This window comes from Chitinivibrionales bacterium, from assembly GCA_035516255.1.
GTDB lineage: Bacteria > Fibrobacterota > Chitinivibrionia > Chitinivibrionales > FEN-1185 > FEN-1185.
On record DATJAL010000016.1, the window covers coordinates 126,468 to 140,753 of the forward strand.

Annotated in this window: 10 protein-coding genes; 3 read left to right on the forward strand and 7 right to left on the reverse strand. The window is 58.5% G+C overall.

Features of this window, described 5'->3' with window-relative positions; all coding sequences use genetic code 11:
* Window positions 1-210 precede the first annotated feature (210 nt).
* Window positions 211-1,608 carry an MBL fold metallo-hydrolase gene (locus tag VLX68_05650; protein ID HUI91716.1) on the forward strand — a complete coding sequence of 466 codons (1,398 nt, stop codon included), beginning with the start codon at window positions 211-213 and terminating at the stop codon, window positions 1,606-1,608.
* Window positions 1,609-1,809: 201 nt separating this feature from the next.
* Here VLX68_05650 and VLX68_05655 read toward each other — a convergent pair whose 3' ends face one another.
* The 4 genes from VLX68_05655 to VLX68_05670 form a co-directional block, all read right to left on the reverse strand.
* The gene (locus VLX68_05655; protein ID HUI91717.1) at window positions 1,810-2,334 is read right to left on the reverse strand and encodes a nitroreductase family protein; all 525 of its coding nucleotides are present in this window, start codon (window positions 2,332-2,334) and stop codon (window positions 1,810-1,812) included.
* Window positions 2,335-2,436: 102 nt separating this feature from the next.
* Window positions 2,437-4,863, reverse strand: a complete 2,427-nt coding sequence (locus VLX68_05660; protein ID HUI91718.1) for a YfhO family protein — start codon at window positions 4,861-4,863, stop codon at window positions 2,437-2,439.
* 529 nt (window positions 4,864-5,392) lie between these two features.
* A complete protein-coding gene (locus VLX68_05665; protein HUI91719.1) occupies window positions 5,393-5,833 on the reverse strand; it encodes a GtrA family protein in 441 nt (146 codons plus the stop codon).
* Window positions 5,834-5,847: 14 nt separating this feature from the next.
* Window positions 5,848-6,609: a hypothetical protein gene (locus VLX68_05670; GenBank protein ID HUI91720.1), complete on the reverse strand. Its 762-nt coding sequence runs from the start codon at window positions 6,607-6,609 to the stop codon at window positions 5,848-5,850.
* Window positions 6,610-6,800: 191 nt separating this feature from the next.
* Here VLX68_05670 and VLX68_05675 point away from each other — a divergent pair, with 191 nt between their 5' ends.
* Window positions 6,801-7,682 carry a DUF3108 domain-containing protein gene (locus tag VLX68_05675; protein ID HUI91721.1) on the forward strand — a complete coding sequence of 294 codons (882 nt, stop codon included), beginning with the start codon at window positions 6,801-6,803 and terminating at the stop codon, window positions 7,680-7,682.
* Window positions 7,683-8,261 (forward strand): phosphatase PAP2 family protein, encoded by a 579-nt coding sequence (locus VLX68_05680; protein ID HUI91722.1) that lies wholly within the window; start codon window positions 7,683-7,685, stop codon window positions 8,259-8,261. It abuts the gene before it with no gap.
* A 424-nt stretch (window positions 8,262-8,685) separates the two neighbouring features.
* On the opposite strand, the gene VLX68_05685 is transcribed toward VLX68_05680, so the two are convergent.
* The 3 genes from VLX68_05685 to selA form a co-directional block, all read right to left on the reverse strand.
* The gene (locus VLX68_05685) at window positions 8,686-10,611 is read right to left on the reverse strand and encodes a DEAD/DEAH box helicase (protein ID HUI91723.1); all 1,926 of its coding nucleotides are present in this window, start codon (window positions 10,609-10,611) and stop codon (window positions 8,686-8,688) included.
* 293 nt (window positions 10,612-10,904) lie between these two features.
* A complete protein-coding gene (gene selB / locus VLX68_05690) occupies window positions 10,905-12,872 on the reverse strand; it encodes a selenocysteine-specific translation elongation factor (GenBank protein HUI91724.1) in 1,968 nt (655 codons plus the stop codon).
* Window positions 12,869-14,275 (reverse strand): L-seryl-tRNA(Sec) selenium transferase, encoded by a 1,407-nt coding sequence (selA, locus tag VLX68_05695; GenBank protein HUI91725.1) that lies wholly within the window; start codon window positions 14,273-14,275, stop codon window positions 12,869-12,871. Before selA ends, selB begins: the two co-directional genes overlap by 4 nt.
* Window positions 14,276-14,286 lie beyond the last annotated feature (11 nt).

Genomic DNA, 14,286 nt, shown 5'->3' on the forward strand with positions numbered 1-14,286 from the left:
ATCCCCCTTGCAGGGCATTGGCGGACTGAATGAGCCCGGGTTCCCCGAAAGACCCGGGCTCTTTTTTTACCTCACCCCTTTACCCCGCCCCTCTCCATGAGTGGAGAGGGGCGGGGTAAAGGGGTGAGGCGAAGAGAGGCGCGAGTTATTTTTCACTTTGCATTCAAAAATTTTATCATCCACCAATAGCGCTGTCGAGGTACCTCAACCATGAAACTGCAATTTTTCGGAGGCGCGCAAACAGTCACCGGTTCGCAATATGTCTTAACGGTAAACGGCCGCTCGCTGGGCCTCGAGTGCGGCCTGTTCCAGGGACGGCGCGCGGAGTCGTATGAAAAAAACCTGAATTTCAGGTTCGACCCGAAAACGCTTGACTGCCTGATATTGTCGCACGCGCACATGGACCACAGCGGCAACATCCCGAACCTGGTGAAAAAGGGGTTCGGCGGGCCCATTTACGCGACACCGCCCACCGTCGACCTGTGCCGCATCATGCTGCGTGACTCGGCCCATCTCCAGCTCAAGGACATTGAATTTGTCAACGCGAAGAAGCGCAAGCAGCACGACACGCCGCTTGAGCCGCTGTACACCATGCAGGACGCGGAGGCGTGCATGGACAAATTCAGGACCGTGCCCTACCGCAGGCCCTTTTCGCCGATCCCCGGCGTCACCGTCACCTTCCGCGACGCGGGGCATATTCTCGGGTCGGCGGGTATGACGCTCGAAATCATTGAGAACGGCCGCACGCTGCGTTTCGGCTTTTCCGGCGACATCGGCAGGCCCAACATGGCCGTGATCCAGGACCCGGACGTGCTGCGCGACCTTGACGTGCTCATGATGGAAAGCACCTACGGCAATCGCCGCCACGACCATTCCATCCAGGTGGAAGAGGAGCTCGCCGCCGTCATACACGACACTGCGGCGACCGGCGGCAAGATCATCATCCCCGCGTTTGCCGTGGGGCGCACCCAGCAGATCGTGTATCACCTGCACAAGCTGTTCAACGAAGACCGCATCCCGGACATGCCCGTATACGTGGACAGCCCGCTGGCCTGCGACGCCACGGAAATTTTCAGGCAGCACCCCGAATGCATGGACCGCGAGACCAACCGCGTTTTTCTTTCGGGCCACGAGGACCCGTTCGGGTTTTCGAGGCTCAAGTACATACATGACACCGAAGCGTCAAAGGCACTCAACGGGCTCACCTACCCGCACATCATCATCTCGTCGTCGGGCATGTGCGAAGGCGGCCGCATCCTGCACCATCTGCGCAACAACATCGAAAACCCGAAGAACCTGGTGCTGTTCGTGGGATACGCGGCCAAGGAGACGCTGGCGCGCAAGCTGATGGACGGCAACCGCGTGGTGCGCATCTTCGGCATGGAGCACGCGGTGAAGTGCCAGATAAAAACCATCGACGCGTTCAGCGCGCACGCCGACTCGCTGGAGCTCCTCGATTACGCCGCACTCACCCCGCCGGCCAAGATGCGACACATCATCCTTGTGCACGGCGAGGAGGACCAGTCGCTGCCCCTGCGCGACGCGTTGATGGCAAAAGGGTTTAAAAATGTATCTTATCCTGCTTTACAGGAGGTAATTACTTTTTAATTTTTGAGACAGCCGGGGGAGCAGGCGGCGCTGCGGACGCGGGGGCGCGGGTTCCAAGGGTGCTCGCTGCTGAGCGCCCTTGGCCGGGGTCCGGGGGCGGAGCCCCCGTGAAATGAAATGTCAGACTGATTTTCCTAAAAGAAAAGGCGCATAGCCATGCACCTTTTCCACAGGGGGAACGCCCAACTTTTTATACTTTTTTTATTCTTTTCCCCCATAAAACTCCCAATGAACGATCTCATCCAGCTTTTTACGCTTCTTGATTGGCGGCTCTGACGCAGGATACCCCAGCGGCGTAAAAATCACCGGCTCCACGGTTTCGGGCAGCTTCAATATCCTGCGCGCCTCGGCCGCTTTGAAATTTCCCACCCAGCACGTGCCCAGGCCCGCTTCCGCGGCCGCCAGCGTAATGTGGTCCGTGGCAATGGCGATGTCGACGTCGCCGTAATATTTCTCGTCGGCGCGCTTCCATGCGAGCGTGGTGTCGCAGCACAGCGCGAGGATCACGGGCGCGTTTGCAAACCATGAACGCTCGTAGGCCTTGAGCAATTCTTTTTTCGTCTCTTCTTTTCTGACAACAATAAACACCCACGGCTGGTTGTTGCAGGCCGACGGCGCAATGCTCCCGGCCTCCAGTATCTTGAGCAGCAGCGGCTCCTCGACCGGCCTGCTCTCGTATGCGCGGACCGAATACCGTTTTTTGGCGAGTTCAATGAAAGCGGACATGGTTAATTCCTTTATCTGAAGCTTATCGAGTTGAAAGTTGGAGGTTGAAAGTTGAAAGTGATATCATTTTCCTTCCTTTGACCTTCTCACTCCGTCTCTTTGTTAGTTTGTCGCTTTTTCTTTTCTTTCGCTCCGCCAACCCCAGACGCCCAGCGCAAGCGTCAGCAGCAAGGAAATCAGGGACAGTACCAGGCCTTTTTTGAAAACATCTTCCGAGAAATAACAAACCACTTTGTGGCTCCCCTTTTCAACGGGTATCGCCCGCAATGCGTAATCCGCCCTGAGGACCGGCGCGGGCTTTCCGTCAACCGTTGCTTTCCACGACGGATAATCTATTTCGCTTAAAACCAGCAGCCCGTTTTTCGCGCTTGTCACTTCCAAGTCGATTTTATTAAGGGAATAATCCGTGATATCGCATTTCCACGCGGTGTCGGCGCCCAGCGTGTCCATGGCAAGCGCCGGTTTTTCTTCGAGCACTACGGCCTTCTTATAATCGAAGGATGAGTCATACAGAAGGGGCAGTATCTTGCTTTCGTCCTGCTCGACCGCATACCCGTACACCATCCTTGCGCGCGGGAAGTACGTCGGGTTGAGCGCGAGGCTCATGGACCGGCGCTGCTCGTCCACCGCGATCTTGAACTTGACATTGAGGATATCCAGCGTCCGGTCTTTGCGGTTGACGAGCTGGCGCTTGAGCCGCAGCGGGTTGTATCCCTCCATGAGGAACAGACGGTGCACGCTCCCCTGGTTCTTGCGGAACGCCATATACTGGCCGCCCAGGTCGTCGGTGCCCGGGTTCGAGCTGCGCGAGTTGATCCTGAAATATTCCGTTTTTTCCATTTCCTGGAGCTGCCGCACGGTTTCGGTCTTGGCATACATCACGGCCGGGTCAATGGTGCCCGATGCATAGCCCATGCCGAATGCCATGAAATCGAGCGCGGCAAGGCACACAAGCAGGACCGCCGCGGTTTTCGCCGACAGTTTCCCGCGCAGGCGCGCCACCAGGATGCCGGCGGAAAAAACGGCGAGCGCGACAAACACCCACAGGCCCTTGAGCAGGGCGGGGTATATCTGTCTGTCAACATAGTTCGCGATGCCCCGGCCGTCTGACCCGAACCTTCCGTTGGCAAGGATGAAATCCACGATCCCGCTTTTAAAAGCGCCGGTTGCCGCGATCACTCCCCACGCAAGGCAGATGCCTGCCGTAACCAAGAGCGCGCGTTCGAGCAGCTTTTTGCGCTTTGCATCTTCCTTTGAAACGCTTTCCTGCAACCAGGTGAGGCCGAGCCCGGCAAGCAGCGACACCGACAGCGAAAAGAAAAAAGCAAACCGGCCCGGGATGCGGAACGCGTTGAACGCAGGCAGGAATTTAAACGCGATAAAGTAGAGGAAAAATGAATTTCCCATGGCGAGCAGAAAGCTCAGCACCGCCATGATGGAAAGAAAAACCGTGAGCGGCGTGCGCACGAAGAACGGCGCGATCGCGGCGAGCGCCAGCGACACCGTTCCCGCGTACATGGCTGTTTCCCAGTAGTTGTGCGCCCCGCCGTTTACGTCTTTTTCGGAAATTCCCCAGTATGCATTTTTCTGGGGCGTGCCGAAGTAGTTGGGAACCAGCAGCGTGACAAATCGGTAGGGACGAAACGACCCCTCGCACGATTCGGAAAATGCAAGCTTGGGCCTCACCGAATTTTTCGCGAGCTCCTCCGTGGGCAGAAACTGCACCGATCCCATGCCGATGCCGAGCGCCACGAGCCCGGCAAACAGCACGGCGCGCTTTACTTCCGCGAGCGGTTTTGTTTTCTCCCTGATGCGCACCACGAGGCCGTATAGGTAGTAGGCGGCGAGCCAGTAATACATGTACACCATAAGCTGCGGATATCCACACAGAAACACGACGGTGAGCACGAGCGCGGTGAGCGCCGCGTACCGCAGGCTCGTGCGGTCGATGGTCCGCTTGAACAGGAGAATTACCAGCGGGAACCACGCCGCGGCATGGACTAGGTTTTCGTGAAAAATGTGGGTGGTGAAAAATCCGCACAGCATGAAGGTAACGCCCGCGAGAAGACCGCCGCTTTTGCTCGCGCCGTACTCCCGGGCCAGCAGGTACATGAAGCAGCCTGCCATGGCGATGTGAAAAACAATCTGGTATTCCACGAGAATCGGGCTGAGCCAGTCTTTTGTCGCAAAGGGCGTGAGCACGAGGTTGAGCGGATACAGCACCGCGGCCTGCACGTCGGCAAAAAACGGCATGCCCGAAAACACGTACGGGTTCCAGAACGGCATCACACCCTGCTTGAGCCACACGGCCGCGAAGAGCCGGTATACGAAGTTCTGCTCTAGAAAATCGTTCCACAGGAAGCCTTTACAGACCAGAATGGGCCAGTAATACACGGCGGTGAGGAGGATCAGGATGCCGAGGGGAATGAATGGCTTCCAGGAAAACAAGGATTTTTGTTTTAAGGATGATTCTTTTTGGGAGTCACGCGTTTTGGGTTTGACGATTTTAATCTTTTTCGATGTATCCATGTGTCATCCCGGAATGATTGTCCTGTTAATTTCTATGATAAAATATAAATAATAACTGGATAATATCTGGAGCGGAGTTTAATAATGAGGAATTATTATCCTGCTTGATTTGTCGATGACCTTACCCCGGCCCTCCGGGCCACCCCTCTCCGAATCGGAGAGGGGAAAAATCATTACTATATCCATTCACCCGGGGCGTTGCCCTGGGTTACAAGTATTTCGCCCCTACGGGGCTTAGAAGAACAGATTTCGGCTGTCAGCCAAGAAAGACCTGATCCTTTATCTTTAACGGTATTTTTTAGGTAAAGGATTCAGTCTTTTCTTTTCTATGAAATAATGGCGGCGGCGTTGCTTCAACGCCGCCTACAACCGCTGAATCGCCCAACTGCTATATGGATTTGTCAATAGAAGGACCGGCGCCAGGGAGAGGGTATGGGTGCGGATCGCCGGCGCGCCTGTAGCGTTTTCGGTTTTTCTTAAGGCGCGCCGGAAGCCGCACCCTAGGGGGAGACCTCCCCCTCCAGATGATTTACTTATTCTTTTTCTTCGAAAACACCCAGTAATGCCCCAGCACGAAATTGACAACCGCGCCGCAGGCGATGCCGATGAGGTTGGAGACGTGCTTGTCGGAAACCCGCACCAGCGGAAGCGAATAGTGGACGTGCAGCACGCCGGTGAACAGCACGAGCAGGCCCCAGTTGACCACCATGGCGGTAAGGCCCGAGGAGAGGTGGAACTTGAACATCATGTACAGAAACGATCGCTTGCTCCCGGTTTTGCGGTCCTTCCAGGTCCAGAAGTAATTCCAGAGGAAATTGTTGATCACCGCGCATTCGATGGCGCAGATGCTCGCGATGCGGTAATCGATGCGGGCGTAATCGGCGAACAAGAAAAAGAGCCCGGCGTTGACCACCACGCCGCTGCCGCCCACGATGCCGAATTTTACAAAGCGGAAAAGTTGAGAGGTCATGGCGCGAAGCCGCCCTACGGGCATGTTCCCTGGGTGGTCCGCCAGTCAAGCTCCGCATGAATGTCGAGCCATGCCGCAAAGGTGGTCGGAAGCGTGTTAGGACAGATTTGATTGTTATCAATATATAATGCAAGCTGGCTTAGTGAAGAGACCGACTGCGGAAGCGTGGTCAGGGAATTATTGTTGACGGAAAGCCGCTGAAGGTTGGTGAGGTTTGAAACCGTCGCCGGAATATCGGTAAGACTGTTGTAATCGAGACCAAGATCGGTAAGCGAGGTCATGTTCCAAAGCTCTGCCGGGAGTGAAGAAACGGCGTTGTGTGACAGGATGAGCGCGCCAAGTGAATGCAATTTGCTGATTCCCGCTGGCAACGTGGTGAGCTGGTTGCTGGAAAGCTGTATCCTAACCAGCGAGGTGCAATTCCAAATCTGGGACGGAAGCGCGGTGAGGCTGTTGGTGTCGAGTCGAATGGTTTCGAGCGCGGTGAGCTCGCCGATGCGCGAAGGAATGGTGGTGATCCCCTTGTTTTGGAGCGTCAGCTCCTTGATGCGGTGAATGTTCCCGTTCACGAGCGTCATGACCAGGATCGTGGGGCTGCCGGCGGAGATCGTTGTAAGGCCGTTGGCGTCGAGGATTGCCCTCAGGGCAAGCGTGTCGGAATAATCGAAGACGGTTCCCGGTTGGTTCCCTCCGGGATTGGTCCCCTTGTTTTTCCCGCAGGAAAGCGCAAGCAGCAGGACGCATGCGCACAATCCGAACAGTTTCATCGTCTTCATGGGGCGATCCTTTCCGTTGTAAAACGGTGTTCCGGCCCGGCGCCGGCCGGGCAATTTTTCTGTGGATAAAGATAATTTGCGTCCCGCGGTATTCCACAATAAAAAACGGCAGGGATTATTTTTCATTGATGATCGGCGCAATTCCTCTTTTGCCGCGTTTGCCGAATGCCTTTGGAAGGTGCTTTCGCTCCATGGCGTGTTCCCGATTCACCTTTTTTATTATGGTCGCATGTTTTGCGGGGTGCGCAGGCCCCGCGGCAGCCGCCGACACGGCCCGCGCGCACGAAGCGGAATGGAGCAAACTCGAGCGCCAGGCCGAGTACCCGTCATGCTATTCAACCGGTTTCGTTGATTCCATTGCCGCGGTAAAACACGTTTCTCCCGCGTTCAGCCTCCGCAGCTTCGACAGCCTGCCGTGGGCAAAGGGCGAGAAATTCGTATACGAGGTCGGCTGGGGACCGTTTTCCGCCGGGTATGTCATTCTCGAAACCGTTGTCGGCCCGGCCGACGGCCCGGTGGTCATGAGCGCAAAAGGATTGACAAACGGCTTTTTCAGCGCCATCTACAAGGTGCGCGACCAGATCCGCACCACCCTGGACGCCCGAGGGATCTATCCGTTCTTCTTTGAGCAGCACCTGCGCGAGGGCCGGTACAAGGCCGACCGGTGGGAGATGGTCGACCAGGCACGCGCCAGGGTGTTCACGCATGACAATGACACCCAATCGTATGCCGCGCCGCAGTTCGTGCAGAATTACTTTTCGCTCACCGCCTACGTGCGCGCGCTGTCGTTCGCGCCGCGCGACTCCTTTTTCATCGACTGCTTCATGCACAACCGGTCCTACCGGATCCTGTCGTACTGCGTCGAGCGCAAACCGATCCAGTCTCCGGCCGGCACCTTCAACTGCCTTCTGGTAAAGCCCGTGCTCGTGGGCGAGGGACGCGTGTTCAACAAGAAGGACGAAGTGCGGCTGTGGCTGACCAACGACGCGTACAAGATGCCGGTCATGGTGCAGGCCAACATCGCGCTGGGCACCATCACGGCGCGGCTGATCTGGTACGAAAGGAAGGATTGAGTGCCTCATTTCCTTCTCGCCCTCGACACCCGGCTCTTTCTTTTTTTCAACCATGCCATTGCCAACCCGGTGTTCGATGCCGTCTTCCCGGTGATCACCAACGGACGCTTCTGGATCATCCCCGGCGTGCTCGCGGCGTTCATTTTTATTTATTTCCAAAGGAGAAAGGCGCTCGTCGTCATCGCACTTTCGCTCCTCACGGTATCCGTGTCCGACCCGGTGTGCAACCGCGTGATCAAGCCGCTCGCGCCGCGCCTGCGGCCGTGCGACGCGCGCGTGCACGTCGAGGGCGGCCGGTTCCTCATCGGCATGAAAACGTCGCCGTCGTTCCCGTCGTCGCATGCCATGAACATGTTCGCCCAGGCAATGCTGTTCACACTGCTTTACAGAAGGAAAAGGGTATGGATTACCGCGTTCGCGTTCGCGGCAGTGATCGCGTTTTCGAGGGTGTACGTGGGCGCGCATTATCCGTTTGACGTGCTGGCGGGGGCGATTTTCGGGGTGGTTGTAGGGGGTTTAATTTATTTAGGATACTTTTTTGTGATGAAGAAGTGGGATCCGGGGGTATTGAGAATTTAATTATTTATTAAAAAGTTGGGCGTTCCCCCGCTTCGCGGGGTCGGCCGTCCTTCCAGTCTCGCCTTCGGCCCGGGCTGCCACGGCGCGATGGCGCTGATGCGCCGGCGTCCGGGCAGCACCGCTCTCCAGAGCGGCCTCCAGTCCTGCCTAACGCGCGGGAATAAGTTCACTGCCGCATTTGTAAATCCCATCATGTCTATCAGTGGGCTCTATTATTTATCTTCTTCCGCCGTGTAAAGCCCGCGCTGCCGCCGTCGCACCGCCAGCCACTAAATCTTTCCGCGAATCATGGGAGTATCGGCGCCAAAGAGGGGGTGTGGGTGCAGATCGCCGCCGCCTCCGGCATCTGCTTTTCTTTTTTGTGAAGGAGGCGGCGGAAGCTGCACCCCAGGGGGAGACTTCCCCCGCATTAATATTTTAGCGATTATTGAACCTCAAGCTCCGCCTGCGCATCCACCACATCCCTATTGACAAGCACAAGCGATTCATGCATCCTGTCCGCGATGTAGGGATCGGGGATGGTGTCCCGCAGAGTGCGCAGGAGCTGCACGCTCATGCGCAGCACGCGCACGAGGTCGCCCTCGGGAACGCCGAACGACTCGAGCTGTGCGAGCGTGCAGCCGTTTGCCCAGGCGAACACCGGTGCGGCGAGCGCGAAATCGAGCTCGCGCACGGGCGCGTCGATGTTGTGGCGGAGCTCCTTGATGCGGAGTTTATGGATCACGCCTTCGGCTGCGAACCGCATCTTGACATCCGAGACAGGCCTGGCGTTGCGGCGCCGGCTCTCTTCGGTGATGAGCGCCGCGACCACCACGGGAAGCTGCGTGGCGGTGCATTCGTCGAAGCTGCGGGAATAATACAGCTCGCTGGCCTGGATCTCGTAGCCGTTCACGGCCATGGCGAGCCGCCCCTTGTCCGTGAGGTGGCGTCCGTCAAGGAACCCGGCCGACTGGAGGAACGCGATGCGGTTCTTTATCTGCTCCTCCTCCTGGCGGTAGGAGTGCGTGTAGGCGAAACGCCCTTTGCGGTAGTTGCGTAGGCTCCTCTGGAAAATCTCGAACGCGGCGTCGCCGTACTGGCTGTACAAGGCAAGAATCGTTGAGTATGACGCGAAGAACCTGCTCGAGATCACCTCGTTACGGCCGTGCCACAGCCGCTCCACCTGCGTGGGGTCGGTGGCCTCGGGGATGATCTGCGAATACACATAGCCCACGTCGTCCATGCCGCGGCGGCCGGCGCGGCCCGCCATCTGGTTGTACTGCCTTGTCATGAGGTAATTGAAGTCGACGCCGTCGAACTTTTCGAGCGTGTCGAAGATCACGGTACTGGCCGGCATGTTCACGCCGAGCGCGAACGTCTCGGTGCAGAACAGGAGCTTGATGAGTCCGGCGGAGAACAGCCGCTCCACGATCTCCTTTGCGGCCGGCAGGATGCCCGCGTGGTGGTAGGCAACTCCGGCCGCCCATAATTGCCGCATGTAAAGCAACCGGTCGTAGGAGGTGAGGCGGTACTGGGCCGCGAGGTCTTCCACCATGGCGGCGGAACGCGCCTGCTCGTCGGCAGAGAGCAGCTTGAGCCACGCGTGCATGTGCGCGTTGCGCTCGCACGCGTTGCGGTTGAAGCAGAAGTAGAGGATGGGATAATGCCCTGTGTCAAGCACATGCCGCACCACGCTGCGCGCCGACGGCTTCTTGCGCAGGAACGCCCGTCGCTGGTCGGGGTTCCTGCGGTAGAGCCCGGCCACCTGCTTGACGCTCATGATCTTGAATTTCGGGCTATACAAAAAATGTTTGAGCGGCACGGGCCGGTGCGTCTCCTCGATCACGGTGACGTGCGAGCCGCGCACCGCCTCCATCCACTGCGCGAGCTCGTGGAGGTTGGGCACCGTGGCCGACAGGCACATGAAGCGGATGTCGCGCGGCGCGAGGATGATGCTCTCCTCCCACACGGTGCCGCGTTCCGGATCGTCAAGGTAGTGGATCTCGTCGAACACGGTGTAGTACACGTCGGAAAGCCGCGGCGATCCTTCGAGGATGAGGTTGCGGAAAATCTCGGTGGTCATGATGAGGAGCCGCGCCTCGGGGTTCATGGTAACGTCCCCGGTGTGGATGCCCACCACCTCGTCGCCGAAGCGCTTCCTAAAGTCGCGGTACTTCTGGTTCGAGAGCGCCTTGATGGGCGCGGTGTAGATCACGCGCTTGCCGAGCTTCATGGAGGCCTCCACCGCGTACTCCGCGATGAGGGTCTTGCCGCAGCCCGTGGGCGCGGCCACGATGAGCGACTTTCCTTCGTCAATTGCCTGTACCGCTTTTTCCTGGAACGAGTCGAGGGCGAAACCGAGGTAGTTCACGATGCGTACCGCCGAATCAGGATGATAAGAGGTGAGAGGAAAAATATGTCATATCATGCGTCAATTACAATCGCCTTATAAAAGCAATCCTAAAATAAAATCCGGGAGTTTCCCCGCTTCGCGGGGCCGGGCAGCACCGCGCCCCGGCGCGGCCTCCAGTCGCGCCTAACGCGCGATATAATTTTCTTTCCGCAAGTTAAACGTTCAGGTCTTTTCCCCTCTCCGATTCGGAGAGGGGCCGGGGGTGAGGTCTGAACAATCAAATAAAAGTCAACTTTTAACCTTTAATATTTTTATTTCACTGTCGACTGCAAACCGTCAACCGTCAACAGCTTTCTTCCCTTATCGGTTATAACCCTCACATCCCCCTGCCTTTCGGTGATTCCCTCGCTGTCAAACAACGCGTAGAGCAAAAGGCATATTTTCCTGTTGCCCGAAACAAGGTCGCGGAACTGCGCCACGGTGATTCCTTTCGGCTCTTTTATGAGCGCATTCAACAGCAATGTCCTGCATTTGTCAACAATTGAGTGATGAAGATACTGCCCTTCAACCAGGTACGCCTTTTTCGCAGACACCAGATATTGCAAAAGCTGCCGCAGCCGTTTTTCATCAATTCCGCGCTGTTTGGCAGAAGTGATTATTTCGCTCATCAGCGGCGTCTGCATCCCGCACTTCTTGATCATGTCTTCTACGCGGACGCCCCGTTCAGCATCGCCGGCTGAAAGGCTCACCGAGCGGCCGGCAAGGGAAAACGTGTGGCCGACGCGCCTGAGCTTTCCCTCTTTGACAAGGCTGTCCAGAAACACCTGGGTGAATTCCGCGGCGGCCGGACCGTTTCCCAGGCCGAGCATGCCCTGCAGCTCCTCTGCGGTCCTTCCCTTTTCGTCAAAGGGATTACTCTCGTGAAAATCCGAAACGCTCTTTAAGGCCTTTGCGCTCAGCGCATCGCGGCGTTCCTGCGTGACAAGATAATACTTTTCAGGCGAAGGCAGCACCGCAATGCCCTGCGGAGGATTTTGAGCGATTTGCTCGACAACCTGCTCCGGCGAAACATTGAGCGTTTCCGCGAGCGCGGCATGGTCGATCCCCGAGGGCTGCTTTGCCGTTTCAATCACGATCAACTGTGAAAGGCCGCCGCCGGCAAGGCCCTTGAGCCGCTCCACGAGCTGCGGCGGCCTTCTCCGGTGATGGAGCGGGTGCGGATCGATGACTTCGCCGCCGCCGATGGTGATGTCGCCCGCGCTCGCGCGCAGCACGAACGCGTCGTTGGCCTGGGCCACGCACGGAAGCGGCAGGTGCAGCTGGGCAAGGCCAGTTCCGCCTCCGTCAAGGTGGTCCTTCTCGAGCAGGCGGATGCGCGCCTGCGCCTCGAAGGTTCCCATGATGAGCGTTGCCTGCGACCAGGCGCCAAGCGGCCGCACGCCGGTAAACAGCCGCAGGTTGGCGTCGAGAAGCAGCGAGCCCGTGAGCGGCCGGTCAGCCACCAACATGCCGCGCGTGAATTCCTCTTTGGAAAGACCCACCAGGTTGAGCGACGCTCGGTCACCGGCGGCCGCCTCGCCCACTTCCTCGCCGTAACGCTCGATGCGGCGCACGCGCAGTTCTTTTCCGGCCGGCAGGAGCCAGGCAGGGCTCCCGGCGCGCAGCGTGCCGCCCGTGACCGAGCCCGTGACCACCGTGCCGAACCCGCTCACGGAAAATATCCTGTCGATGTACATGCGGAACACGCCGCCGGAAGCGCGCTGGGAAGCGGCCGAGGCCACTTGCGCAATGGCGGCGACAAGCTCGGAAGTGCCCGCGCCGGTCGTTGCGGACACGTTGACCAGGGGACAGCCGTCGAGAAAAGTGCCTTTTGTAAATTCACGGATGCGCGCCCGCACCGCTTCGAGGCCCGGGCCGTCAACAAGGTCCGCCTTGTTCACCGCGACAAGCCCGCGCCTGATGCCGAGCACCTGGCAGATCTGCAGGTGCTCGGCCGTCTGCGGCATCACGCCCTCGTCCGCAGCGACCACCATGAGCACGAAGTCAATGCCGTGCGCTCCCGCCACCATGGTGTGCACGAAATCGCGGTGGCCCGGCACGTCGATGATGCCGACGACGTCCCCGTTGGGAAGCGTGAGGTGGGCGAATCCGAGGTTGATGGTGATGCCGCGCCGCTTTTCCTCTTTGTGCGTGTCGCAGTCGATGCCGGTAAGGGCCTTGACAAGCGCGGTCTTGCCGTGGTCGATGTGGCCCGCCGTGCCCATGATGAGGCGCTTCACAGGGCCTCCACGGCGCATGCCGCGGCAATCGCCTCCGCCAAGGCGGGAAGTTCCGATTCCCGCACGGCAAGCATGTCGAACACCAGGCTCCCTTCCCGCAGCACGGCCACCACCGGGCGTTCGGCGGCGCAGAGCCGGTTGAAAATTCCCTTGAGGGAATCGTTTTGTCTCGGGCCTTTTTTCTCGATCATAACGCCGCAGCTCGGGATGGAAAGCTCTGGCAGCGTGCCGCCGCCGCACTGGCCCTGCGTGTCTTCAACTGACGATTCGATGCCGCGGCCGTTGAGCATTTCCTGCAGCATGACGGCAAGCCGGCGCGTCTCCTCCCTCGCCCTTGACAGATAGGTAAACGTCGGGTTGTTCTTGACAAGCGCGCCATCGTCGAGATAGGACCGACACGCGGCCGACAAAGCGGCCATGGTGAGCTTTCCAACGCGTAGGGCGCGCATGAGCGGCGCGCGGGAGAGTTTCGCCACGAGCGCCTTTTTCCCGGCAATGATGCCCGCCTGCGGGCCTCCCAGAAGCTTGTCGCCGGAAAAAAGCACAAGGTCCGCCCCGCTTTTGACGGCGGACGCCACGTCGGGCTCGTTTTCGAGCCGCAGGCCACTCGGTTTACGGACAAGACCGGAGCCGATGTCATAAACAAAGGGGATCCGTTTTTTTCTCGCGAGCGCCGCGCATTGCCCGAGCGTTGCCTCTTCAGTAAATCCTTTCACGCTGAAATTTGAACGGTGCGCCTTGAAGATCACGGCGGTGCTTTTTGAAATTGCCTTTTCGTAATCGGCGATGCGCGTGCGGTTGGTGGTGCCCACCTCAACCATGCGGCAGCCGGCCGCCGCCATGATGTCCGGGACGCGGAACTCGCCGCCGATTTCGATGAGCTCCCCGCGCGAGACGATGACCTCGCGGCCGGCCGCCAAGGTGGAGAGCGCAAGCACGATGCCGGCCGCATTGTTGTTGACGACAAGGGCATCCTCGGCGCCGGTGAGAAAGCAAAGCAGACTTGACACATGCTTGTTCCTGTCCCCGCGCCTGCCGGTCGCCGTGTCGAATTCAATATTGGAATAACCGGCAATAATTCCCGCCATGCCGTTAAGCACCGCCTCGCCGAGCACTGCCCTGCCGAGATTAGTGTGCAAAACAACGCCCGTGGCATTGATGACGGGCCTCAGCGACGGCGTGGTGATCGAGCAGATTCCCGCCGCGACCATGGCCTCGATTTCTTGACTTAAAGGAATGTCCCCGTCCGGCGAAAGAGTGCTTCTTATCCTGGAAAGCACCGCGCGTGCGGCAAAAACCGCAGGCGCATGGCCATGACGGCTTGCCAGGGGCGCCACGGACGCGCTTTTCAGCAGCGCGTCAACGCTGGGGAGCGACCTGAGATTTTTATTTTCTTTTCTCATTTGACAAAGGC

Coding starts and splice junctions, on each gene's coding strand:
- selA (HUI91725.1), bottom strand. CDS start 14,275: ATGAGAAAAGAAAATAAAAATCTCAGGTCGCTCCCCAGCGTTGACGCG.
- VLX68_05655 (HUI91717.1), bottom strand. CDS start 2,334: ATGTCCGCTTTCATTGAACTCGCCAAAAAACGGTATTCGGTCCGCGCA.
- VLX68_05665 (HUI91719.1), bottom strand. CDS start 5,833: ATGACCTCTCAACTTTTCCGCTTTGTAAAATTCGGCATCGTGGGCGGC.
- VLX68_05650 (HUI91716.1), top strand. CDS start 211: ATGAAACTGCAATTTTTCGGAGGCGCGCAAACAGTCACCGGTTCGCAA.
- VLX68_05675 (HUI91721.1), top strand. CDS start 6,801: ATGGCGTGTTCCCGATTCACCTTTTTTATTATGGTCGCATGTTTTGCG.
- VLX68_05660 (HUI91718.1), bottom strand. CDS start 4,863: ATGGATACATCGAAAAAGATTAAAATCGTCAAACCCAAAACGCGTGAC.
- VLX68_05670 (HUI91720.1), bottom strand. CDS start 6,609: ATGAAGACGATGAAACTGTTCGGATTGTGCGCATGCGTCCTGCTGCTT.